General features: G+C 73.5%; 23 protein-coding genes. 11 read left to right on the forward strand and 12 right to left on the reverse strand.

From position 1 onward, the window contains the following. Nucleotides 1–6 precede the first annotated feature (6 nt). The 4 genes from ABGA99_RS02075 to ABGA99_RS02090 all read right to left on the reverse strand — a co-directional run bounded on the left by ABGA99_RS02075 (nucleotide 7) and on the right by ABGA99_RS02090 (nucleotide 4,132). On the reverse strand, nucleotides 7–1,011 hold the full coding sequence (locus ABGA99_RS02075) for an MsnO8 family LLM class oxidoreductase (protein ID WP_347575971.1): 1,005 nt from the start codon (nucleotides 1,009–1,011) through the stop codon (nucleotides 7–9). Between the two features lie 24 nt (nucleotides 1,012–1,035). After that, nucleotides 1,036–1,743 (reverse strand): response regulator transcription factor, encoded by a 708-nt coding sequence (locus ABGA99_RS02080; protein WP_347575970.1) that lies wholly within the window; start codon nucleotides 1,741–1,743, stop codon nucleotides 1,036–1,038. A gap of 29 nt (nucleotides 1,744–1,772) precedes the next feature. Beyond that, nucleotides 1,773–3,236: a histidine kinase gene (locus ABGA99_RS02085; protein WP_347582036.1), complete on the reverse strand. Its 1,464-nt coding sequence runs from the start codon at nucleotides 3,234–3,236 to the stop codon at nucleotides 1,773–1,775. A 116-nt stretch (nucleotides 3,237–3,352) separates the two neighbouring features. Beyond that, a complete protein-coding gene (locus ABGA99_RS02090; RefSeq protein WP_347575968.1) occupies nucleotides 3,353–4,132 on the reverse strand; it encodes a hypothetical protein in 780 nt (259 codons plus the stop codon). 168 nt (nucleotides 4,133–4,300) lie between these two features. Between ABGA99_RS02090 and gcl the strand changes: the two genes are divergently transcribed. Next, nucleotides 4,301–6,079, forward strand: a complete 1,779-nt coding sequence (gcl, locus tag ABGA99_RS02095) for a glyoxylate carboligase (protein WP_347576127.1) — start codon at nucleotides 4,301–4,303, stop codon at nucleotides 6,077–6,079. 91 nt (nucleotides 6,080–6,170) lie between these two features. Here gcl and ABGA99_RS02100 read toward each other — a convergent pair whose 3' ends face one another. The 5 genes from ABGA99_RS02100 to ABGA99_RS02120 all read right to left on the reverse strand — a co-directional run bounded on the left by ABGA99_RS02100 (nucleotide 6,171) and on the right by ABGA99_RS02120 (nucleotide 10,744). Next, nucleotides 6,171–7,094, reverse strand: coding sequence for a 2-hydroxy-3-oxopropionate reductase (locus ABGA99_RS02100; protein WP_347575967.1), 924 nt, complete (start codon nucleotides 7,092–7,094; stop codon nucleotides 6,171–6,173). A 60-nt stretch (nucleotides 7,095–7,154) separates the two neighbouring features. After that, complete coding sequence (locus ABGA99_RS02105; RefSeq protein ID WP_347575966.1) at nucleotides 7,155–7,976, reverse strand: TIM barrel protein; 822 nt, start codon at nucleotides 7,974–7,976, stop codon at nucleotides 7,155–7,157. A gap of 209 nt (nucleotides 7,977–8,185) precedes the next feature. Then, the gene (gene vanX, locus ABGA99_RS02110; protein ID WP_347575965.1) at nucleotides 8,186–8,794 is read right to left on the reverse strand and encodes a D-Ala-D-Ala dipeptidase VanX; all 609 of its coding nucleotides are present in this window, start codon (nucleotides 8,792–8,794) and stop codon (nucleotides 8,186–8,188) included. Then, a complete protein-coding gene (gene vanA-Sc, locus ABGA99_RS02115; RefSeq protein ID WP_347575964.1) occupies nucleotides 8,791–9,831 on the reverse strand; it encodes a D-alanine--(R)-lactate ligase VanA-Sc in 1,041 nt (346 codons plus the stop codon). The genes vanX and vanA-Sc overlap by 4 nt, the downstream gene beginning before the upstream one ends. After that, complete coding sequence (locus ABGA99_RS02120) at nucleotides 9,824–10,744, reverse strand: NAD(P)-dependent oxidoreductase (RefSeq protein WP_347576126.1); 921 nt, start codon at nucleotides 10,742–10,744, stop codon at nucleotides 9,824–9,826. The genes vanA-Sc and ABGA99_RS02120 overlap by 8 nt, the downstream gene beginning before the upstream one ends. Before the next feature lie 347 nt (nucleotides 10,745–11,091). Between ABGA99_RS02120 and murF the strand changes: the two genes are divergently transcribed. Beyond that, nucleotides 11,092–12,435 (forward strand): UDP-N-acetylmuramoyl-tripeptide--D-alanyl-D-alanine ligase, encoded by a 1,344-nt coding sequence (gene murF / locus ABGA99_RS02125; protein ID WP_347576125.1) that lies wholly within the window; start codon nucleotides 11,092–11,094, stop codon nucleotides 12,433–12,435. Nucleotides 12,436–12,548: 113 nt separating this feature from the next. On the opposite strand, the gene ABGA99_RS02130 is transcribed toward murF, so the two are convergent. Continuing rightward, on the reverse strand, nucleotides 12,549–13,748 hold the full coding sequence (locus ABGA99_RS02130) for a peptidoglycan bridge formation glycyltransferase FemA/FemB family protein (protein ID WP_347575963.1): 1,200 nt from the start codon (nucleotides 13,746–13,748) through the stop codon (nucleotides 12,549–12,551). Between the two features lie 193 nt (nucleotides 13,749–13,941). Between ABGA99_RS02130 and ABGA99_RS02135 the strand changes: the two genes are divergently transcribed. From ABGA99_RS02135 to ABGA99_RS02150, 4 genes are all read left to right on the forward strand, one after another. Then, nucleotides 13,942–15,036 carry a HAMP domain-containing sensor histidine kinase gene (locus tag ABGA99_RS02135; protein WP_347575962.1) on the forward strand — a complete coding sequence of 365 codons (1,095 nt, stop codon included), beginning with the start codon at nucleotides 13,942–13,944 and terminating at the stop codon, nucleotides 15,034–15,036. A 122-nt stretch (nucleotides 15,037–15,158) separates the two neighbouring features. Beyond that, complete coding sequence (locus tag ABGA99_RS02140; protein WP_347575961.1) at nucleotides 15,159–16,406, forward strand: histidine kinase; 1,248 nt, start codon at nucleotides 15,159–15,161, stop codon at nucleotides 16,404–16,406. 52 nt (nucleotides 16,407–16,458) lie between these two features. Beyond that, a complete protein-coding gene (locus ABGA99_RS02145; protein ID WP_347582037.1) occupies nucleotides 16,459–17,460 on the forward strand; it encodes a sensor histidine kinase in 1,002 nt (333 codons plus the stop codon). After that, nucleotides 17,457–18,119, forward strand: a complete 663-nt coding sequence (locus ABGA99_RS02150; protein WP_347582038.1) for a response regulator transcription factor — start codon at nucleotides 17,457–17,459, stop codon at nucleotides 18,117–18,119. The genes ABGA99_RS02145 and ABGA99_RS02150 overlap by 4 nt, the downstream gene beginning before the upstream one ends. Before the next feature lie 124 nt (nucleotides 18,120–18,243). Here the strand turns inward: ABGA99_RS02150 and ABGA99_RS02155 are convergent, their stop codons facing one another. Together ABGA99_RS02155 and ABGA99_RS02160 are read right to left on the reverse strand one after the other, a co-directional pair. Next, nucleotides 18,244–18,912 (reverse strand): response regulator transcription factor, encoded by a 669-nt coding sequence (locus tag ABGA99_RS02155; protein ID WP_347582039.1) that lies wholly within the window; start codon nucleotides 18,910–18,912, stop codon nucleotides 18,244–18,246. Between the two features lie 313 nt (nucleotides 18,913–19,225). Further along, nucleotides 19,226–20,344, reverse strand: coding sequence for an FAD-dependent monooxygenase (locus tag ABGA99_RS02160; RefSeq protein ID WP_347582040.1), 1,119 nt, complete (start codon nucleotides 20,342–20,344; stop codon nucleotides 19,226–19,228). Between the two features lie 121 nt (nucleotides 20,345–20,465). Here ABGA99_RS02160 and ABGA99_RS02165 point away from each other — a divergent pair, with 121 nt between their 5' ends. From ABGA99_RS02165 to pucL, 5 genes are read left to right on the forward strand one after another with little or no spacing between them, the layout of a single operon-like run. After that, entirely contained in the window at nucleotides 20,466–20,738 is a 273-nt protein-coding gene (locus ABGA99_RS02165; protein ID WP_347575956.1) for a hypothetical protein, read from the forward strand. Beyond that, entirely contained in the window at nucleotides 20,735–21,124 is a 390-nt protein-coding gene (locus ABGA99_RS02170) for a helix-turn-helix domain-containing protein (protein WP_347575955.1), read from the forward strand. Before ABGA99_RS02165 ends, ABGA99_RS02170 begins: the two co-directional genes overlap by 4 nt. A gap of 56 nt (nucleotides 21,125–21,180) precedes the next feature. Beyond that, nucleotides 21,181–21,693 carry a 2-oxo-4-hydroxy-4-carboxy-5-ureidoimidazoline decarboxylase gene (uraD, locus tag ABGA99_RS02175; RefSeq protein WP_347582041.1) on the forward strand — a complete coding sequence of 171 codons (513 nt, stop codon included), beginning with the start codon at nucleotides 21,181–21,183 and terminating at the stop codon, nucleotides 21,691–21,693. A gap of 2 nt (nucleotides 21,694–21,695) precedes the next feature. Further along, nucleotides 21,696–22,097: a hydroxyisourate hydrolase gene (gene uraH / locus ABGA99_RS02180; protein ID WP_347582042.1), complete on the forward strand. Its 402-nt coding sequence runs from the start codon at nucleotides 21,696–21,698 to the stop codon at nucleotides 22,095–22,097. Nucleotides 22,098–22,100: 3 nt separating this feature from the next. Further along, nucleotides 22,101–23,075: a factor-independent urate hydroxylase gene (gene pucL / locus ABGA99_RS02185; RefSeq protein WP_347582043.1), complete on the forward strand. Its 975-nt coding sequence runs from the start codon at nucleotides 22,101–22,103 to the stop codon at nucleotides 23,073–23,075. Nucleotides 23,076–23,089 lie beyond the last annotated feature (14 nt).

Here is a 23,089-nt window from a genome sequence, read left to right on the forward strand (position 1 = left end):
ACCTCGTCAACCCGCCGCGGGCGCCGCGATCTTCAGCTCCGCCAGCTTCCGGAAGGACTCCAGCCGGGCTTCCTCGTCGGGGGTGTGCAGGGAGACCAGCAGTTCGTCGGCGCCGCTGCGGGCGGCGAGTCCGCCGAGGGCGGCGGCCACCTGCGCGCCGGTGCCGGACACCTGGGACTGGCGGGCCTCGTCGAGATAGCGGGCCTCGCGCTCGGTGAGCGTACGGGCCCGTATCTCCTCCGGGTGCCTCAGCGGCGGGAACTCCCCGCGGGTACGGGACCAGACCGTCGCCCACGCCTCCGGCAGCAGCAGGTCGGCGGCCCGTTCCGCCGAGTCCGCCACCGCGGCGGCGACCGCCACGACGACGTACGGCTCGGCCCGCTGCGCCGAGGGCGTGAACGCCTCGCGGTAGCGCTCGACGGCCCGCAGCATCTTCTCCGGCCGCCGGCCCGCGCCGATCACCAGCGGCAGCCCGTGCGCGGCGGCGATGTCGGCGCCGCCGTCGATGGCCAGCACGTACGCCGGCACCCGCAGCCCCTCCGCCGGTACGGCGTGCACCCCCGGATACGCCGGCTGCTCGCCCTCGAACCACCGCAGCAGCTCCGCCAGCGCCGCCCCGAAGTCCTCCGCGTCCGCCATGCCGTGGCCCAGTGCACGCCGGATGCCGTCGGTGAAGCCCAGCGAGCGGCCGAGGCCCATGTCGATCCGGTCCGGGAAGAGCGAGCCCAGCACCCCGAACTGCTCGGCGACGACCAGCGGCCGGTGGTTGGGCAGCATCACGCCCCCGGTGCCGACCCGGATCCGGGAGGTGGCGGCGGCGACGGCGGCGGCCAGCACGGTCGGCGCGGAGCCCGCGACGCCGGGAACGCCGTGGTGCTCGGAGACCCACAAGCGGCGGAAGCCGTACCTCTCCACCTGCTGCGCGAAGCGGACGGTGCGGCGCAGCGCGTCGGCCGGGTCCTGGCCTTCGCGCACCAGCGACCGGTCGAGCACGGAGAGAGGAATGTCCATGATCGGTACAACACCGCGGACGGCTCAGGATTCCCTTGCGTCGTGGACGAGAAGGGCGATCTGCACGCGGTTGTTGAGGTCGAGCTTGGTGAGGATGCGCGAGACGTGGGTCTTCACGGTGGGCACGCTCATGTACAGCTCGGCGGCGATCTCCGCGTTCGACCGGCCGCGGCCGACCGCCACGGCGACCTCCCGCTCGCGCTCGCCGAGCGCGGCGAGACGGCGTCGGGCGCGCTCCCCGGACCGCCCGGGGCCGTCGGCGCCGGCGCCGGAGACCTGGGCGATGAGCTGCTGGAGCACCGCGGGCGACAGCGCGGGCTCACCGGCGGCGACCTTGCGTACGGCCGCGACGATCTCCCGGGGCGGGGTGTCCTTGAGGACGAACCCCGCGGCGCCCGCGCGCAGGGCCCGCAGCACGTGCGCGTCGGTGTGGAACGTCGTCAGCACCAGCACCTCCGGCGGCTCCGCGCACCGCCGCAGCGCCTCGGTGGCGGCGAGGCCGTCGAGGTGCGGCATGCGGATGTCCATGAGCACGACGTCCGGCGCGTGCGCGGCCACGAGCGCCGGCACCTCGCTGCCGTCCGCGGCCTCGCCCACGACGTCGATGTCGCTCGCTCCGCCGAGCATCAGCCGCAGCCCGGCCCGGACGAGGGGGTCGTCGTCGACGAGGAGCACGCCGACCCGGGGGGCGGGATCTGCGGGATCTGCGGGATCGGCGGTCTGGTCGGACACGCGCCCACCCTAGCGGGCGCGCCGGGGGCTCACTCCGTACGGGACGGGCGGCCCCAGGGAAGCCAGGCGCGCAGGTGGAAGCCGTCGCCGTCGACCGTGTGCGCCAGCCGCCCGCCGGCCAGCGACGCCCGCTCGCCCAGTCCGACGAGCCCCTGCCCGGCCCCCGGAATGGGCCCGGTGGCACCGGCGCCGGCTTCGGAGCCGCTGATCCGGTCGCCGGGTCCCGGCACCGCGACGGGCGTGCCGGCGAGACGGCCGGGCCCGCCCCGCGGCTTCGCCGCGAGAGCGGGAACCGGGGACCGGTCGGTGCCGGCACCACCGGCACCCCGCCCGGCCGCCGGGCGCGCGCCCACCGCGGGCAGGCCGTGCCCGGTGCGCTCCCCATCCTGCCCGCCGGCCGGCCGGCCGCCCGGCCGGACCGCCGCGGTCCCCAGGCCGTCCGCCTCCCCGGCTGCGCCCGGCAGCGCGTTGCTCACCTCCACCGTCAGGCCCTTCTCCGGGCTGCCCGTCAGCGTCACCGTCACCTTCGTGCCCGCCGCGTGCTTGCGTGCGTTCGTCAGGCCCTCCTGCACGATGCGGTACGCCGTGCGCCCCGTCGCCGCCGGGACCGCCTCCGGGGTGGTGACGTCCGGTTCGTACGCGATGCGCATGCCCGCCTCGCCGGCCTCCGCCACCAGCCGGTCCACGTCCCCGAGCGTCGGCTGCGGACGCCCGGCGCCCGCGCCGGAGTCCGCCGGTGCGCGCAGTACCCCGATCACGTCCCGCAGGTCCTGCAGCGCGTCGTGCGCGCTGTCGCGGATCACGCCCGCCGCACGGGCGACCTCCGCCGGCGGGGCGCCGGGATGGAACTCCAGCGCGCCCGCGTGCACGCTCAGCAGCGACAGCCGGTGCGCCAGCACGTCGTGCATCTCCCGCGCGATCTCCTCCCGCGCCCGCCGCTGCGCCTGCTCCGCGCGCAGCGCCGCGTCGGCCTCCGCCTGCTCGGCGCGCTCGCGCAGCGAGGCGACGAGCTGGCGCCGGGAGCGGCGGTACAGGCCCCAGACGACGGCCGCCGTGACCAGCGAGAAGTACGCCACCCCCGCGCCGGTCCGCGGATCCTCCGGGTCCGGGACGCTGGCGAGGAAGCCCACGAGCCGGGCGCAGACGAGGGCCGCGACCCAGCCGGTGGTGCGCAGCGGGCGGTGCGCCGCGACGGTGAAGACCGCCACCAGCGTCGGGCCGATGAAGAAGTGGCCGAAGGAGTCGGCGACGAGCATCGCCACCGCGAGCGGCACCGGCCAGCGGCGGCGCAGCAGCAGGGCCAGGCAGGCCACGCCGGCGGCCAGGGCCTCGGCGAAGATCACGTTCTCCGAGGCGCCGGCACCGTCCTCCGGCAGCGCGGAGTCGGCGGACAGGAACGAGAAGGCCCCGGCGAAGAGGACGAGGCCGGCGTCGGCGAGCCGGTCCCGCCGGGTGCTGCCGGCGGCGCGGGTCTCGGTGGCGGTACGGGGCATACCGGCCAATCTACGGTCGTCCGCCTGGTGTGGCGCCCCCGCCGACGGCGTCGAGACCTTCGTACGACCGCGGCGGCCCGGCCGCATACTTTGGTCGCCGCCCGCGGAGCCTCCTGTCAGCCGCGCCGTGCGGCGCCCGTGCGGATCAGCTCGTCCCCCGGGTCGTTGACCGGCTGCGGGGTGCCCGTGAGGTCCATCACGTACAGCGGGAGCCGCAGCTCGTCGGCCCGGGTGCGGGCCTCGCGGGTGTAGCCGGCGAGGGAGAAGAAGACGGCGAGCGCCGAGGCGTTCAGGCCGCTGAGCCACACGCACTCGACGTGCCGCAGCGCCGTCGGCGTCGTGGTCGGGTCGACGTGGGCGACCACGCCCGCGCCGCGCACGTCGACGCCGGAGGCGGGCCGGTCCTCGTTCTTCACCAGATCCGTGAAGCCCAGCCAGCGCAGGTACTGCGCGGCGGCCGTGACCGCGTCGCCGGTGTTGCGGATGGTCACCGGACGGAACGCCGGCCGCCGCGGCGCCGCTGCCGGGCGGGGCGGAGGGCCGGCCGGAGGGCCGGGCGCGGCCGGTGCGGCCGGTGCGGCCGCCGATGCGGGCGGGACCGGCGGCGCCGGGGCCGGCCGGGGTCGGCGGGACTGCGCGGGGGCCACCGGCAGCCGTACCACCGCGCCGCAGTCGCACGACAGTTCCGGCCGCGGCCATTCGTCGCGCCGGTCGCAGACGGGACAGCGCACCGTCACCCACGAGTCCCGCCACGTGCGGTGCTTCAGCTCCACCGGCACCCCGCCGTGCAGCAGCGGCAGCGTCAGCGGGGCGCCGCAGGCGCAGGGGAACGTGCTCGGGGTGTACGCGTGCTCGCGCCGGCAGGCCGGGCAGCGCACCGGCACGCTCTCTGGCATGGAAGTGCTCCTGGTTCGGGGCCGCGTGGTGGGTTCCGCACTCCAGCATCCCTTACGAATCCGGCTCTTGACGCCGACTTGCCCCGCTTCTAGATTGCTTCCATATAGTAAAACTCAAATTCCGTGATACGGAAAAGCCGAGAAGAGCAGGTGCACGCGATGCCTCGTATGACAGCCGCGCGCGCGGCGGTGGAGATCCTCAAGAAGGAAGGCGTCGAGGTCGCGTTCGGCGTCCCCGGAGCGGCGATCAACCCGTTCTACGCGACCCTCAGGGCCGCCGGCGGCATCGGCCACGTCCTCGCCCGGCACGTCGAGGGCGCCTCGCACATGGCCGAGGGCTACACCCGCGCCCGGGCGGGCAACATCGGTGTCTGCATCGGCACTTCGGGCCCCGCCGGCACCGACATGATCACCGGTCTGTACTCGGCGATCGGCGACTCGATCCCGATCCTGTGCATCACGGGACAGGCGCCGACGCCCGTGCTGCACAAGGAGGACTTCCAGGCCGTCGACATCGCGGCGATCGCCACCCCCGTCACCAAGAAGGCCACCACCGTGCTCCAGGCCGCCCAGGTGCCCGGCGTCTTCCAGCAGGCGTTCCACCTGATGCGCTCCGGCCGCCCCGGCCCCGTGCTCGTCGACCTGCCCACCGATGTCCAGCTCACCGAGATCGAGTTCGACCCGGACACGTACGAGCCGCTGCCCGTGCACCGCCCCGCCGCCACCCGCGCGCAGGCCGAGAAGGCCGTCGCGATGCTGTGCGCCGCCGAGCGCCCGCTGATCGTCGCCGGCGGCGGCGTCATCGGCGCCGACGCCTGCGCGTCGCTGGTGGAGTTCGCAGAGCTGACCGGCACGCCCGTCGTACCGACCCTGATGGGCTGGGGCGCCCTCCCCGACGACCACCCGCTCAACGCCGGCATGGTCGGACTCCAGACCTCCCACCGCTACGGGAACGAGAACTTCCTCGCCGCCGACTTCGTCCTCGGCATCGGCAACCGCTGGGCCAACCGCCACACCGGCTACCGGCTCGACGTCTACACCGAGGGCCGCACCTTCGTCCACGTCGACATCGACCCCACCCAGATCGGCCGGATCTTCGCCCCCGACTACGGCATCGCCTCCGACGCCGGCGCCGCGCTGCGGCAGTTCACCGACGTCGCCCGCGGACGGCGTGCCGCCGGCCGGCTGCCGGACCGCGCCGCGTGGGCCGCGGCCACCCAGGAGCGCAGGGCGCGACTCCAGCGCCGTACGCACTTCGACGACGTGCCGATGAAGCCGCAGCGGGTCTACGAGGAGATGAACAAGGCCTTCGGCCCCGGCACCCGCTACGTCACCGCCATCGGCCTCTCGCAGATCGCCGGCGCCCAGATGCTCCACGTCTACCGGCCGCGGCACTGGATCAACTGCGGCCAGGCCGGCCCGCTCGGCTGGACCGTGCCCGCCGCCCTCGGCGTCGCCACCGCCGACCCGGAGGCGCTGGTCGTGGGGCTCTCCGGCGACTACGACTTCCAGTTCCTCGTGGAGGAACTGGCGGTCGGCGCACAGCACCGCATCCCCTACGTGCAGGTGCTCGTCAACAACTCGTATCTCGGCCTCATCCGGCAGGCGCAGTTGGGCCTGGACATGAACTTCCAGGTCAACCTGGAGTTCGAGAACGTCAACTCGCCGGAGCTGGGCGGCTACGGCGTCGACCACGTCAAGGTCGCCGAGGGGCTGGGCTGCAAGGCGATCCGGGTCACCGAGCCGGGCGAGCTGGGCGCCGCGTTCGCGCGGGCGCGGAAGCTGGCGGCGGAGTACCGGGTGCCGGTGGTGGTGGAGGCGATCCTGGAGCGGATCACCAACATCTCCATGAGCACCACGGCGGACATCAGCGACGTCCGCGAGTGGGAGGAGCAGGCCACCGAGCCGTGGCACGCCCCCACGTCGATCCTGCCGCTGAAGAGCTGACGGCGGGCACCCGCGAGCCCCCGCCCCCGCCCCGGACGGGGGCGGGGGTCTGCGTTCTCGTCCTCGTACGGGCCGGACCTTCCCCGTACGGTCAGACCTCGCCGCCGGAGAGGCGCTCCACGCCGCGCAGCAGCGCGGAGTGGTCCAGGCCGCCGTCGCCCTGCGCGCGCAGCGCGGCGACGAGCTGGGCGACGACCGCGCCGACCGGCAGCGCGGCGCCGACGTTCCGGGCGGCGTCGGTGACGATGCCCATGTCCTTGTGGTGCAGGTCGATACGGAAGCCGGGCCGGAAGTCGCGGCCCAGGAAGTTGTCCTTCTTGCGGGCCAGCACGGTGGAGCCGGCCAGCCCGCCGCCGAGGACGTCGAGCGCGGCCGCCAGGTCCACGCCGGACTTCTCCAGGAAGACCACGGCCTCGGCGCACGCCTGGATGTTGATCGCGACGATCAACTGGTTGGCGGCCTTGACCGTCTGGCCCGCGCCGTGCGGGCCGCAGTGCACGATCGTCCTGCCCAGCGCCTCGAAGACCGGCCGGGCCCTCTCGAAGTCGGCCTGCTCGCCGCCCACCATGATGGACAGCACCGCCTCGATCGCCCCGGCCTCGCCGCCCGAGACGGGGGCGTCGAGCACCCGGATCCCGCGCTCGGCCGCGTTCTTCGCCAGATCCACGGAGGTCTGCGGGGTGATCGAGGACATGTCGATGAGCAGCGCGCCGCTCCTGGCGTGCGCCAGGATCCCGTCCGGCCCGTACGCGACGGCCTCGACCTGCGGCGACGCGGGGACCATCGTGATGATCACGTCCGCGTCCGCGACGGCCCCGGCGATCGAACCGGCCGCCGTGCCGCCGGCCTTGGCCAGCCGGTCGAGCTTGTCCTGCTCCAGGGTGTAGCCGGTGACCTGATAGCCCGCCGCGATCAGGTTCTCGGACATGGGGGAGCCCATGATGCCGAGACCGATCCAGGCAATCGAGGGCCGGTCAGTTCGGCCGGCCCTGTGGGCTGCGGAGTTGGTGGTCATGGGGGTGGTGCCTTTCTGCTCTGGCCGGGCGCGGGCGTACGGGGTCGGCGGGCAGACGGGTCAGCGGGGGAGCCAGCCGAAGGACTCGGCGCTCGGCCGGTCGCCCGGCTTGTACTCCAGGCCCACGTGACCGTCGTACCCGGCGGCGGCGAGCCGGTCCAGCAGCGCGGCCAGCGGCAGCGTCCCGGTGCCGGGCGCGCCGCGGCCGGGGTTGTCGGCGATCTGGACGTGTCCGGTGCGGCCTGCGTGGGCGTCGATGACCTGCTCCAGGTCCGCGCCGTTCATCGACAGGTGGTAGAGGTCCATCAGAAAACGGGCGTTGCCGAGGCCCGAGGCGGCGTCGACCTTGTCGGCCACCGCGACGGCGGCCGCCGCGTCGAGCAGCGGATAGTGCGGGGACTCGGGCCCGTTGAGCGCCTCGATCAGCAGGACGGCGCCCGCCCGGTCGGCCGCGTGGGCGGCGAGCACCAGGTTCTCCAGGGCGAGCAGGTCCTGCTCGGCGGCCGTGACGCCCTCGACGCGGTTGCCGTAGAGGGCGTTGAGCGCCGGGCAGCCGGTGGCGGCGGCGAAGCCGGCGGCCACGTCGAGGTTGGCGCGGAACCGCTCGGACTCCGCGCCGGGTACGGAGAGCGCACCGCGGTCGGGTCCCGGCAGCCGGCCGGCGTAGAAGTTGAGCCCGGTCAGCCGGGTTCCGGCCTTGTCCAGCGCGGCCCGCAGGGCATCCAGCTCCACCGCTTCCGGCACGGGCGCCTCTGGCCAGGGCCACCACAGCTCGACGGCGTCGAAGCCGGCCGCGGCGGCCGCGGCCGGGCGTTCGAGCAGCGGAAGCTCGGTGAACAGGATCGAGAGGTTCACTGTGAAGCGCCGGTCGCCGAAGACCATGGGGCCCGCTCTCCTTCCGAATCTCGGAAGTACCTTTCTGAATAACGGAAATGCTGCCGGTTCGCTACGAGCACTGTCAAGGTGTCGGCCCGTGATCCGTGAGCGAGTGTTCCGGCGAGGCCGGGCAGGGGCCAGGGCACGGGCGGGGCCGCGTGCGGCCGGGGAGGGCTTGCCGTGCGTTCGGTGGCCCGGCTCCGCGGGCGGCTCCCCTACCCCAGGGGAAAATCGAAATAGGTGTCGGGGTAGGGCTCGTCGTCGAGTGTGTAATGCCACCACTCGCACGCGTAGGAGCTGAAGCCGCACGTCTCCATGAGGGAACGGAGATGTGCACGGTTCCCGGCCTCGCCTTGCGTGATCCCTTGTGCTCCATGGTGGGAGAGGGGATCCATCAAGTCGTGGCCACCCCCCATGCGGGCGAGTTCACCGGTGTCCAGATGGTAGAGGGTGAGATCGACGGTGCTGCCCCGGCTGTGGCCCGACCTGGCAGCGACATAACCCCGCTCGAACATCTCGGCTCTGCCGATGTTCGGATAGTGCCGTTGCTTGGTGCGTCCGTCCTCCGGCTGTTCCGACCAGCGCAGAAAGCAGTCCACGGCCCGTTGCGGGCGGTAGCCGTCCCAGAGCAGCAGACCGAATCCACGGGCCGCTGCCTTGTCACGCACCCTGCCCAGGGCCGCGCCCAGATCCCTGGTGCCGGCGATGCGATTGACCAGGTATCCGTCCACCGGCTTCCCGGTGAAGTTGTCCCAGGTGGCGTACTTGGCATCCCACCGCAGCCCGGGTACGAGTTCGTCGAGAAAGGCGAAGTCGCCGTTCACCGGGTATGCCCTGTCAAGGCGAGCGCTATCATCCGGTCGATCACCTGGGAAAGCGGCAGCCCCGCGGCCGCCATCATCCTCGGGTACCGGCTGTAGGAGGTCAGGCCGGGAAAGGTGTTGACCTCGTTGAGGACCACGTCCCCCTCGTTCGTGAGGAACATGTCGACCCGCGCCAGCCCGCTGCAGCCCAGGGCGCGGTACACGGCCTTCGCGGTCTCCAGGACGAGTGAGCGCGACTCCGCCGAAATGTCGGCGGGAACGATGGGGGTGGAGTTCTCGGAGCCGCTTTCCGGATCCGCCTCCTGATGGATCTTGAAGAAGCCGTGCGAGAGTGCGATCCGGTCCACCTCGCCCGCGATCAGATCGGGACCGTCGCCCAGGATGGCGCACCCGACCTCGCTGCCGACCACCGCTTCCTCGATCAGCACCTTCGAGTCGTACTCCCGTGCCGTTTTCACCGCGCTCGGCAGTTCCTCCGGCCCGGAGACCTTGCTGACGCCGAAGGACGAGCCGGAGCGGGCCGGCTTGACGAAGACGGGATACGTCAGCCGGTCGGGGTCGACGGTGTCGTCCGCCGTGACGGTCCGGAAGTTCGGCGTGGCGATGCCCGCGCTCCTGACGATGCGATAAGCAAGTGACTTGTCCATGCACAGAGCGGAACTCTGGACGTCGCAGCCCGCGTAGGGGATGCCGGTCAGCTCCAGCAGGCCCTGTATCGCACCGTCCTCGCCGAGTTTGCCGTGCAGCACGGGCAGCACGACGTCCAGACCGATCCTTCCGTATCGTCCCTGCTCCAGCACGAGAAGGCCGCGTGTGCCGCGGTCCGGTGACAGCAGCGCCGGACGGCAGTTGCCGTCCTCCCAGTCCGGACCGGGACCGTCACAGAGCTTCCAGGCGCCGCCCTGTGTGATCCCGATGTAGAACGGCTGGTACTTCTCGGGATCGAGGTTCCGGGCGACCTCCTGCGCGGACTTCACGGAGACGGGGTGCTCTTCCGAGCTGCCCCCGAAGACGATGCCGACCTTCAGCCTAGCCACGCTTGTTCCTGCTTTCGAATTCAAGGCAGTTGGTGAGGGAGTTCTCTACCGTGTCGCTGAGGGCACGGTCGGTGTAGTAGGCGGTGTGCGGACTGACGAGCACGTTCGGGAGTTTCTGGAGCCGCGGCAACGGACCGCCTGCCATGGGTGTGTTCCGGCAGTCGGCGTAGAAGATCCCCTCCTCGCCTTCGAGGACGTCCAGCGCGGCACCGCCCAGCCTGCCGTCCTCCAATGCCGGAAGCAGGGCCTCGGTGTCGAGCAGTGCACCCCGTCCGGTGTTGACGACGAAGGCGCCGTGCTTCATGAGCCCGATGCGTTGACGGTCGAGGAGGTGGTGGGTGTCCGGCGTGAGCGGTGTATGGAGTGTCACCAGGTCGCTCCGCCGCAGCAGTTCATCGAGGGGAACGTAATCCGCGGCGGTGCCGGGACGGGTGTCGTGGGCCAGGATCCGGCAGCCGAAGCCCCGCAGCCGGTCCATGACCGCCGCGCCGATGCGTCCTGTCCCCACGACCCCGACGGTCATATCGCGCAGTTCTCTCCCGCGTACGTCAGGCAATCTGTAGTCGTGGACATCCGCACGGCGAAGGGTGGGTTTCGCGTGCCGCACCGCCATCAGCATGAGCATCAGGGTGTAGTCGGCGACGCTGTCGGGCGAATAGGCGACGTTCTCCACGGAAATCCCGACGCTCTCCGCGTACCCGACATCGATATGGTTGCATCCGATGCTTCTGGTGGAGAGGTAGGCGACGCCGGCCCGGCTGAGCGCAAGAAGAGTGGAATCGGTGATCCGGGTCTTGTGGTCGACGCTGATGCACCGGTTTCCGAGCGCGAGCTCCACAGTGGCTTCGGACACCGCTGCCGCCGTGAGCGTCGCCGCCACCCCCAGGCGGGGCGCCATCTCCCGGACCAGCATTTCCTCGTCGCGCCCGCAGCCGTAGAAGGTGATACCCGCCGTCGCGGTGGACGAGGGGGAACCGGACGTCCGCGAGGGGGTGCGGCGGGCCGCCGCTCGTGCTGGTTGGCTGTAGGTCATGCCTCCAGCCAACGAGAGGAGGTGTTGCCTGAGCGTATGCTCTTTCCCATATCCCGGCGATATGTTACCGCCGGGTCGGCGGCATATCGTCGGCATATCGAAATCCGCATACGCCCCCGCAACACTACGCTTCGTTGGCTGGAGGCGTGACCAACAGCGAACCAGCCTCCTCCTACCTCTATCTCTCCGGCCTCGCCCCCGCGCCCCGGCTCCCGCGTCGCGCGGGCATCATCCCGCTCAGTCTCCGCGAGATCGCCGCGGTCGTCGGCGGGACGGTCGAGGGCGACGGTGCCGTGACGGTGACCGCTCCGGCCGTGCTCGACGGCCGGCAGGCCGAGCCCGGCGGCCTCTTCGTCGCCGTCGCCGGGGAGCGCGTCGACGGCCATGACTACGCCGGGCAGGCCGGCCGGGCCGGCGTGGTGGCCGTGCTGGGTTCCCGGCCCACGCCGCTGCCCACCGTCGTCGTCGACGATGTCCAGGCGGCGCTGCAGACGCTTGCCGCCCACGTCGTGGCCCGGCTGCGCCATGGGCTGACCGTGGTCGGACTGACCGGCTCTCAGGGCAAGACCAGCACCAAGGACCTGCTGGCGGCCGTGCTGTCGTCCACCGCGCCGACGACCGCCACGATCGGCTCGCTCAACAACGAGCTCGGGGTGCCGCTGACCATGCTGCGGGCCGACATGGGCACCGGGTTCCTCGTCCTGGAGATGGGTGCCCGCCGCATCGGCGACATCGCCGCGCTCACCGGTCTGGTCGCGCCCGACATCGCCGTCGTCCTCAACGTCGGCCAGGCCCACCTCGGCGAGTTCGGCTCGCGCGCGGCCATCGCCACCGCCAAGGGCGAACTGGTGCAGGGGCTCGCCCCCGGCGGCACGGCCGTCCTCAACGCCGACGACCCGCGGGTCACCGCGATGCGCTCGCTCACCGACGGCCCGGTGCTGACCTTCGGCCGGGCGGAGCACGCCGACGTGCGGGTGCTCGACCTGGCGCTGGACGAGTGCGGCCGGCCGTCCTTCACGCTGCGGACCGCCGACGCCTCAGTCCGCGTCGCACTGCCGCTCGTGGGCGCCCACCAGGCGCTGAACGCGTCCGCTGCCGCGGCGGCGGGACTGGCGGCCGGCGTTCCCCTCGACGTCGCCGCGCAAGGGCTGGCCACCGCGTCGTTGTCGAAGTGGCGCATGGAACCCCGCGACCTCGCCGGCGGCGCGACGCTGCTCAACGACTCCTACAACGCCAACCCCGACTCCACCCGCGCGGCCCTGGACGCGCTCGCGGCGATCGAGGGCGGGCGCCGCATCGCCGTCCTCGGCGAGATGCTGGAGCTGGGCGAGGAGAGCCGGGCCGCACATCGCGCCGTCGGCGCGTACGCCGCCTCCCGGGCCGACCTGGTGGTCGCCGTCGGCGAGGCCGCCCGGCCGATCGCCGACGGCGCCGGAGAGCGGGCTGTGCTGCTGGCCGGCATCGCCGCCGCCGTCGACTGGCTGCGCGGCAACCTCGCCGCCGGCGACGTGGTGCTCGTCAAGGGCTCCCGCGGGGCGGGACTCGACGAGGTCGCCGCCGCGCTCACGTAGCCGGGCGGGGGCGAGCCGGGACATCCGCGCCGCCCCGCTGCCGCCCTTCGGCCCGCCGTGTCACGGCAGGTCGCGAGCCGTCTTCGGACCCGGCCCTGCGATGCGGCCGGAACTCATGCCCGCCCCCGCCGCCTGAGGGACTCGCGCCGCTTCAGATAGAGGTCGAAGGCCCGGTAGACCATCGGCCGCAGCGGCAGATCCCACTCGCCGACGTACCGTACGGCCTGACCGCCGGTGCCGGCCTTGAACTGGATCAGCCCGAGGTGCGGGTCGTCGGCGTCCAGGGTGGGGGTGATGCCGCGCAGGTCGTAGACGTCGCAGCCGGCCGCCAGCGAGTCGCGGATCATCGCCCACTGGCAGGCGTTGGAGCCGCGCACCTCGCGTTTGCCGGTGGAGGAGGCGCCGTAGGCGTACACCGCGTGGGCCCCGACGCGGACCAGGACGGCGGCGGCGACCAGGTCGCCCTGGTGCCGGGCCAGGTAGAGCCTGATGCGCTCGGGGTCCTCGGCGCTCAGCGCCGCGAACATGGTCTCGAAGTAGCGCAGCGGCCGCGGTGTGAAGCGGTCGCGCTCGGCGGTGTGGGCGTACAGGTCGTGGAACGCCCTGAGGTCCTCCGGGCCCTCGCCGACCGTGACCTCGACGCCCGCTTTGGCCGCCTTTTTGATGTTGCGGCGCCAGAGCTGGTTCATGCCCGCAAACAGGTCGTCCTCGGTCCTGCCGGTCAGCGGGATCTCGAACTTGAACTGCGGATGCCCGGTCCCGAAGCCGTCCTCGGGGCTCTGCGGCAGCCAGCCGGCGTCCCGGAGCCGGCCGGTCACGCGGATGCCGACCGGGTCGGCCCGGCTCCCCGACATCTCGGTGAGCCGCTTGACGCCCGGGTCGGTGATGCCCTCCTTGACCCGGCCCGCGTTCCAGGTGTCGGTACGCACCGGAGGGCCGAGCCGGATCGCGAACGCGCCGTGCGCCTTGAGATGGGCCGCCAGCGGGTCGAGCCACGCGGCGATCTCGCCGGTCCAGTCGACGACCGGGCCCTCGGGCAGGTAGGCCAGCGTGAAACGGTCGAGGCGCGGTACCGGGCGGTGCAGGACGAGCCCGGCGCCGACCAGCTCCCGGCCGTCGTACCAGCCGAGGGACTCGCTGCGCCACTCGGTCTTGACGCGGCCCCAGGCAGGGGTCTGAAGGAAGCTGGCCGACCGCTGTCGCCGCACGAACGCCAGGTGCTCGGCGGCGGTGATCGGCCGGACGGTCGGGCTCACGCCCGAGACTCCCGGCCCTTGTCGATGCGGGGTTCGGCCCGGCTCGCTGGAGGACATGCGGCCAGTCAAGACGGCGCGGTGTTGCCCGCACGTATGGGGTTTCCGATACGCCGACGACATGCTACCGGCAGGTAGCCCCGCGTTGCCGGAAGGGGGCGGTTTTCGATAACCGGACGATATGCACCGACTCCTAGCATGAGTGCCATGCACGTTCCGACAGCCGACGACCGGCCACATGAGAGGCGCGGCCGTGGATAGGCGGCCGGGTTTGAGCGTTCGCGTCAAACTCACCCTCAGCTACGCCGGATTCCTCATGCTCGCCGGTGCCCTGCTGCTCGCCGCCATCGGACTGTTCCTCCTGCGGAAGGGGTGGTTGCGGACCAACGCGGAGGGGGCATGGCGAGCAAGCCCGGGCACTGACTTCGTACGCGGCTTCGCCCCCACCGCCGCCGCGGTCATGATGTTCCTCCTGGTCTTCGGCCTCCTGGGCGGATGGATCCTCGCCGGCCGCATGCTCGCGCCGCTGACGCGCATCACCGACGCCACCCGCATGGCCACGAACGGATCGCTCTCCCACCGGATCCGGCTGCCGGGCCGCAGCGACGAGTTCCGCGAACTCGCCGACGCCTTCGACGCGATGCTCGTCCGGCTCGAAGCGCACGTCGCCGAGCAGCGGAGATTCGCGTCCAACGCCTCACACGAACTGCGTACGCCACTCGCGATCTCGAAGTCCCTCCTCGACGTGGCCCGCAACGATCCGACGCACGAACCCGGCAAACTCGTCGACCGTCTGCGCACCGTCAACGCTCGCGCGATCGACCTCACCGAGGCGCTGCTCGTCCTCAGTCGCGCCGAACAGAGGTCCTTCACCCGGGAACATGTCGACCTGTCCCTGCTCGCGGAAGAGGCCACCGAGGCGCTGCTCCCGCTCGCCGAGGAGCGCGGTATCACCATCGAGACCTCCGGTGACATCGCCCCGGCTTTCGGATCGACGGCGCTCCTGCTGCAGTTGACCATGAACCTCGTGCACAACGCGATCGTCCACAATGTGCCCGAACGGGGAATCGTCTGGGTGAAGACCCGCGTCCACCACACCGGTGCGGTGCTCACCGTCGAGAACACCGGCGAGCACATCTCCCCGGAGCTGGCCCCGACACTCACCGAACCGTTCCAGCGCGGCACCGAACGCGTCCACACCGACGGCGCAGGCGTCGGTCTCGGCCTGGCCATCGTCGAAACCCTCACCCACGCCCACGACGGAACCCTCACCCTCACCCCGCGCTCCGCCGGCGGGCTCCTCGTCACCGTGGACCTGCCGCCGGCCACCCCGCACGTCCCTACCTGACGAACCCGGCGGTTCCGGGGCGGCCCGAGACGTCACCGACCGTGCCGCGGCGCCTATCGTGCGTGAGGATGACCTACTCGGGAAGGAAGCGCACGGCACCCGGTGCCCTCTATGGTCCTCCCGTGCAGAGCGACGGAGGCGACGGAGGCACAGCACGGCACCACCGACCGCGGCGGCGCGGCCGGGTGGTGCCGCAGGACCTGCTCGCCGCCGCCGGATTCGCGGGCCTGACGGTGCTCACCGCGCTCGCGCCCCTGCCCCTCCGCTCGCATCCGCCCGGCTGGCTCATCGCCGCCGTCGCCGCGGCGACCGCCGTCGCACCCGCGCTGCGCCGCTCATACCCGCTGCCCGCCTGCTGCGTGAGCCTGGCGGTCGCGGTGGCGGCCTGGCCGCTGGGCTGGGGCGCCGCGGGGTTCGCCGCCGTCGCGTACACGCTCTATCCGGTGGCGCTCACCCAGCCGCGCCGCGACGTGGACGCCCGCGTGGTGGCCGCCCTCCTCGCCGGCGGGCCGCTGTGCCTGGCCGCCGCCGGGCTCCTCGGCGACGTACCCGTCCACCCCCAGACGCTCGGCTTCGCCGTGCTGCTGCCCGCCACCGCCTGGGTCGCCGCGCGCGTGGTGCGTGACCGGCGGCTCGCCGCGGCCCGGGCCGCGGAGGAACTGGCGCTGCGCGCCGTCGCCGGCGAACGGCTGCGCGTGGCCCGCGAGCTGCACGACGTCGTCACGCACAGCATCGGGGTCATCGCCGTCAAGGCATCGGTGGCCAACCACGTGGCCGCAGAACGGCCCGCCGAGGTCGTCGAGTCGCTGCGGGCCATCGAGTCCATCAGCCGCGAGGCGCTGGCCGAACTCCGCAGCATGCTGCGGCTGCTGCGCGTCGACACCGGCACCGCCACCGACCCCTGCCCGGACCCGGGCAACCTGGAGGCACGCAACCTGGACCCGACGCCCGGCGTCGCGCGACTCGGGGCGCTCGCCGAGCGGGTGCGCGCCGCGGGCGTCGCGGTGGAGCTGACGACCAGCGGGCTCGACGACGTGCCCGCCGGCGTGGGCCTGTCGGTCCACCGCATCGCGCAGGAGTCGCTGACCAACGTGGTCAAGCACGCCGGGGTGGCGACCTGCCGGGTCGATGTCGAGGCCGACGGCACGGACGTACGGATCGAGGTGACCGACGACGGCCGCGCCGCACCCGACCGGCAGGCGCGGCCGGACGGCGGCCATGGGCTCGTCGGCATGCGCGAGCGCGCCGCCATGTACGGCGGCGTGCTCGACGCGGGCCCGACGGCCGCCGGCGGCTACCGGGTGCCGGCCCGGCCGCCGTACGAGCCGGCGCCGGGAGGCGGAGTCCGGTTGGGCGTGCCGGGGCCCTGAGCCCGGGGAACGGGACACGCACAGGCAGCGGGGAGGAAGCGATGGTGACAGGGTGGAGACCCATGCCGAGGTGAGGGAGCGCCCTGAGCGCGGCGTCCAGGCCGCGTTGCGCCTGCTCGCCGCACGGATACGCGACGACGTGCGGCCGGCGGAGGCGGTCACGCTGGCCTGCGAGCTGGCGGTCGCCCACCTCGGCGCGGCCGGTGCCGCCCTGCGTACGCTGCGGCGCGGCGCCGCCGCCGGCTGCCGGGCCCTGGCGGGCGAGGCCGCCGCCCCGGCGGAGCGCCGGCCGCTGATCCACCAGGGCGAGGTCTACGGGGTGTTCAGCTGTTACGCGCCGCCGCGCGGCTGCGGCCTCGACACCTACGTCGACCAACTGTCGCCGATGGTCGCCGCACTGGTGCTGCGCGAGGAGCTGCGCCGCCGCGGCGACCAGGTTGTCGCCGCCCGCGAGGCCGAGCGGCACCGGCTCCGCCGCGACCTGCACGACGGCCTCGGCGGCAACCTCGCCAGCATCCGGCTGCGCCTGGAGACCGCGGCCGACCTGCTTGTGCACGAGCCCCGGGGCCGCCGACTCGTCGCCGACGCCGCCCGCACGGCGGCCGGCATCAACGCCGAGATCCGCTCGGTCATCGACGACCTGCGGCCCCCCGACCTCGCCGAGGCCGGGCTCGCCGGCGCCCTCGTCCGGCTCGCCGCCCGCCACGACGGCACGGGCACGGAGGTACGGGCCCGGGTGCCGCGGCGGCTGACCGCGCTGCACCCGGCGGTGGAGGTCGCCGCGTACCGCATCGCCGCCGAGGGGCTGACCAACGCGCTGCGGCACGCTGCGGCCCGTACCGTCCAGCTCGGGGTCTGGACCTCGGCCACGGCGCTGCGCCTGGACATCGCCGACGACGGCCAGGGGCGCCCGCCGCGGCGACTGCTGGGCCTGGGCATCGCGTCGATGGCACGGCGCGCGGAGGAGGTGGGCGGCACGCTGCGGATACTGCCGCGCACGGACCTGCCGCACGGGACGCTGGTGCGCGCGCTGCTGCCGGGAGGGACGGTATGACCGCGGTGCGGGTGTACGTCGTCGACGACCACCCGGTGTTCCGGGACGGGGTGCGGGTGGCGCTGGAGAACGTGCCGGACCTGGAGATCGCGGGCGAGTCGGGGGCGGGCGAGGACGCGCTGACGGCGCTGGCGGAGCCGGACGCGCGGGTCGACGTGGTGCTGATGGACCTCCATCTGCCGGGCTGCTCGGGGGTGGAGGCGACGCGGCAGCTCAACTCCCCGTGCCGCGGCGGGCCGTCGCCCCGGGTCCTGGTGATGTCGGCGTCGGTGGAGGACGACGCGGTGGTCGCGGCGCTGCGCGCGGGCGCGTACGGGTATCTGGACAAGGCCGCGTCGCGGGCGGAGCTGCTGGGCGCGGTGCGGTGTGTGGCCGCGGGCGGCGCGGTCTTCAGCCCGGCGGTGGCGGAGCGGCTGAGCCGGTACTTCTCGGCCCTGCACACGGTGCCGGCGGGGCGGGCGTTCCCGCAGTTGACGCAGCGGGAGCGGGAGGTGCTGGACCTGATCGCGCGCAGCTACAACAACCGGCGGATCGCGCGGGAGCTGGTGCTGTCGGAGAAGACGGTGCGCAACCACATCTCGAACATCTTCACGAAGCTGGGGGTGCAGGACCGGATCGCCGCGATGCTGCGGGCGAGGGAGGCGGGACTGGGGGAGTGACGGTGACCTGCGGTCGGCGGCGGGGCGGGGAGGGGGTGTCGGGGTGCAGGACCGGATCGCGGCGATGCTGCGGGCGCGGGAGGCGGGACTGGGGGAGTGACCCGAGGGTGAGGGACGGCGGTGGTCAGCGGCGGGTGGGGGTCACCAGACCGGTTTCGTAGGCGGTGATGACCAGTTGGATGCGGTCGCGCGCGTCCAGCTTCGACAGCAGGTGGCTCACGTGGGACTTCACCGTCGGCAGGCTCAGCCCCAGCCGGTCCGCGATCTCCCCGTTCGCCAGCCCGCGCGCCACCAGCACCAGCACCTCCTGCTCCCGCACCGTCACCCGCGTGAGATCCCGCGGCAGGTCGGGCAGCGGCTCCGGCAGCCGGCTGAAGTGGCGGATCAGGCGCTGCGTCACCGACGGCGCCAGCAGCGCCTGCCCGCGGGCCACGACGCGGATCGCGCGCAGCAGTTCGGCCGGCGGGGTGTCCTTGAGCAGGAAGCCGCTCGCGCCTGCGCGCAGCGCCCCGTACACGTACTCGTCGAGGTCGAACATCGTCAGGATCAGCACCCGCACCCCGGCCGTCGCCGGGGAGTCGCAGATCTGCCGTGTCGCCTCGATGCCGTCGACCTCCGGCATCCGTACGTCCATCAGCACCACGTCCGGCAACTCCGCCGCCGCCAGTCCGACCGCCTCCGCGCCGGTCGCCGCCTCGCCCACCACGCTGAGCCCGGGCGCCGTCTCGACCAGCACCCGGAAACTCCCGCGCAGCAGCGCCTGGTCGTCGGCGACCACGACTCGGATCGACATGTGTACACGCCCCGTCCCCGGCCCCCTGCGGGCGTGACGATACCCCGCGGTGCGTCACCGCATCGTCACGGGGGGTGCAACTCCGGCCAGAGCTGGGCCCCTTCCCCCGCCACGCGAAACGGGGGAAGGGGTCCTGACGGCCCGCGCGATGTGGCCGGGGCGGGCGGAGGGAGCCGGTGCGAGGCCCAGTCGCACCGCTCGCCGTGCCCGCCGCCTGCCGGCCGCTCGCGGCCGTGCGGCCCGGTGCCGACCTCCGGGCCGTCCTTCCCGGCGCCCCGCCCCCAAGACGGGGCGCCGGAGATCTCATCTGCCGTCAGCCCGCCAGGTGTTCCTCGATGTCGTAGACCTGCGCCCAGGTGACGTCCGGCACGGCGGCAGGACGGAAGGCGTTCGCGCGCGAGCCGAGCTGCACCCGGGTGGTGTGGGGCAGCCGCAGCGCCTCGTACCGGCGCAGCGCCTGCTCGGGAGCGGGGGCCGTGGCCAGGTGGTGCGCGAGGGCCACGGCGTCCTCCAGACACTGGCTGACGCCCTGGCCGTGGTACGGCAGCATCGGGTGCGCGGCGTCGCCCAGGAGGGTGACGCGGCCGCTGCCCCACCGCTTGAGCGGGGCGTGGTCGTACGGGGTCCACGACCGGATGCCGCCCGCCGCGGCCGTGATCGCCTTGACGTCCGCGGCCCAGCCGCCGAAGTCCGCCGCCAGCGCGGCGGGTTGGCCGCGCAGCGGGCGCCGCCCGCCCGTCCGGCTCCGGGACGGCACCACGGCGACGAAGCCGATCTGCTCGCCCTCCGACACCGGCGCGCCCACCATGCGCGAATCCGGGCCGAGCCACACCGTGACCCGGTCGCGGGCCAGCCCCGGCACGTCGTCGGCCTGCAGCGCACCGCTGTAGGCGGTGGTGCCGTGGTAGACGCGCCGCGGGGTGCCGATCAGCCGGGAGCGCACCAGCGAGCGCACGCCGTCGGCGCCCACCAGCACGTCGGCCGTCGCGCTGCCCCCGTCCGCGAACTCCAGTTCCACGCCGTCCGCCGACTCCTCGAAGCCGGACAGCCGGCGGCCCAGCCGGATGCGCTCCTGCGGCAGCCGGGCGAGGAGCAGGTCGTACAACTCGTCGGTGAGCAGTGTGCAGTACGGGGCCGCGAAGGCGCCCCGGCCCATTCTGCCGAGCGGCTGTCGCCAGGTCAGCGAGCCGCTCCACTCGCGGAACTCCCACGCGACCGGCTGCACGGCGAGCGCGAGCAACTGCGTGCCCAGGCCCCAGCGCTGCAGGATGCGGGTGCCGTTGGGCGCGAGGTGCAGTGCCGTCTCGTCCTCCACCAGCCGGGGCCGCTGTTCGTAGACGGCGACCTCCAGGCCCTGCCGGACGAGCGCCGCCGCGGCGGCGAGCCCGCCGAGCCCGGCGCCGGCGACAGCCACCCGCAGGTTCCTCGTCATGGGTTACCTCCCGGAATCACGCGGCTACGCTAGGCAACCCGCTGTCCCGGGCACCTGGGAGCGGCGCCCCGGCGCCGCCCGGCCGCCGCCGGTGCCGTGACCGGGCACGTATGCTGCTCGGATGCGACTCAGGGTGGAGTTCACGACCGAGCCGTTCGACCTGGAGGAGCCGCCGCCGCATGCGGTGGCCGCCCGGGATCTGGTGGAGACGGCGGGTCTCGACGCCGTGGACGTCGGCCCGTTCGGCAACAGCGCGGAGGGCGGCGCGGAGGTCGTGCTCGACGCGGTGGACGAACTGCTGCGCAGGTCGCTGGCGTCCGGCGCCACCCGGATCTCGCTGCAGGTGAGCGTCGTCGAGGGCGCACCGGAGGGACCGGGGGAGGGCAGCGCATGACCGTGCCTGCGGACCACCCGTTCGTCGCCGCGGTCAAGCCGCTGGTCGACGCGATGGGCGGGGAGATGGTCCCGCCGGAGGCGGCGGCGGGCGACGACGTCGTGCTGTCCTGGGAGGGCCGCCCGGCGGTGGCGGTGCGGCTGCCCCATCTGGCGGACTCGCTCGACCACATGCTCACGGAGCTGGAGCGCCGCCACGGCGTGCCGCTCGCGCAGCTCGACCGCAAGGCGAAGCAGCAGGTCGTACGGGGCCTGGAGACCCGCGGCGCGTTCTCCGTGCGGCACGGGGTGGAGACGGTGGCCGGCGCGCTGGGCGTCAGCAGGTTCACCATCTACAACTACCTGAACAGGGAGGCCCGGCAGGGCCCGCCGCCTGCGGACGGCTGACCCGGAAAATTCAACAAACTGTTGACGCGATGCGCCGGGGCTCATAGCTTGCGGCTGTGACTTCGCGCGTTCCGCCGGGCCTCGCCCGGCTCAACTCCGCCGGTGAGCAGGCCGTTGCCGCGCTGCTGCACGACGTGTGCGCGGCGGGCCCCTGGATCGCCGCCGTCGCCGCCGGCCGTCCCTACGAGGACCCCGCAGAGCTGTACGCCGCCGCGGAGGCGGCGCTCGCCGCGCTCGACGACGCGGGGCTGGCCGAGGCGATGGCCGGGCACCCGCCCATCGGCCGCCCGACGCCCGGCGACCCGGCCTCGGCGCGCGAGCAGCGGGGCGTGGCGGGAGCGCCGGCCGAGCTGCGGGCGGAGCTGCTGGAGCTGAACCTCGCGTACCGGCAGCGGTTCGGGCACGTCTTCCTGATCTGCGCGACGGGCCTCGGCGCCGGGCGGATGCGCGACGCGCTGCGCGCGCGCCTCGGCAACGCGCCGGAGCGGGAGCGGGAGATCGCGCGCGGCGAGCTGGGCAAGATCAACCGTATCCGGCTGACCCGTCTCGTCGAAGCAGAAGGAGCCTGACCATGAGCGTCGGCGCCACGTCCGTCTCCACGCACATCCTGGACACCAGCGTCGGCCGCCCCGCGGCCGGGGTCGCCGTCGAACTCTCCGTCACCACCGGCGGGACGGGCGGCGGGGAGACCGGAGGCTGGACCGCCCACGCCGCCTCCGCGACCGACGCCGACGGCCGCGTCCGGGACCTCCCGGCGCTGCCGGCGGGCGCCACCCGCGTACGGCTGGTCTTCGCCACCGGCCCGTACCTCAGCGAACAAGGAGCCGAGGACCGGCAGGACGCCCCCGCGCACCGGGACGGCGGCGCGTTCTTCCCGGAGGTGGCGGTGGTCTTCGCCGTCGCCCCCGGCGAGCACTACCACGTGCCGCTGCTGCTCACCCCGTTCGGCTACTCCGTATACCGAGGGAGCTAGCAGATGGCAGACCGCCCCCAGCCCGCCCGCGCCGCGCGCCCGGCGGTGCTCGGCCGCAACCAGTACGGCAAGGCCGAGACCCGCGTGGTCAAGGTCTCCCGCGACGGCGACACCCACCACGTCCGCGACCTCAACGTCTCCGTCGCACTGGCGGGCGACATGGACGAGGTCCACTACTCCGGCACCAACACCCACGTGCTCCCCACGGACACCACCAAGAACACCGTCTACGCCTTCGCCAAGCGGTACGGCATCGAGTCGCCCGAGGCCTTCGCGGTCCACCTCGCCCGGCACTTCACCGACACCCAGGAGGCGATCCACCGCGCCCGCGTCCGCGTCGAGGAGTACGCCTGGGAGCGGATCGACGCCCCCTCCCCCGCCGGCTACGCCCTCACTGGCGGGGGTACCCCCACTCGGCACTCCTTCGTACGCCGCGGCCGGGAGACCCGCGTCGCCCAGGTGACCTTCGACGGCGAGCGCTTCGAAGTCCTCGGCGGGCTCAAGGACCTGGTGGTCATGAACACCACGGCCTCGGAGTTCTGGGGCTACGCCAAGGACGCGTACACGACGCTCCAGGAGGACTACGACCGCATCCTCGCCACCGAGGTCTCCGCCTGGTGGCGGCATGGCTGGACCGGCAGCGCCGGCGCCGCGGCGCCGGCCTGGGACGAGTCGTACGAGCAGACCGTGCGGCACCTCCTGGCCGCTTTCGCCGGCACCTACTCGCTCTCGCTGCAGCAGAGCCTGTACGCCATGGGCGCGCGGGTCGTCGAACACCGCCCGGAGATCGAGGAGATCCGCTTCTCCCTGCCCAACAAGCACCACTTCCGCGTCGACCTGCAGCCCTTCGGGCTGAAGAACGACGCCGCCGACGGCGCCGTCTACTTCGCCGCGGACCGCCCGTACGGTCTGATCGAGGCGACCGTCCTGCGCGACGGCGCGGACGCCCGGATCCCCGACGACATGACCAACCTCTGACCGCCGCCACTCAC

It is taken from the genome of Streptomyces sp. B5E4 (assembly GCF_039871555.1).
Classification (GTDB): domain Bacteria; phylum Actinomycetota; class Actinomycetes; order Streptomycetales; family Streptomycetaceae; genus Streptomyces.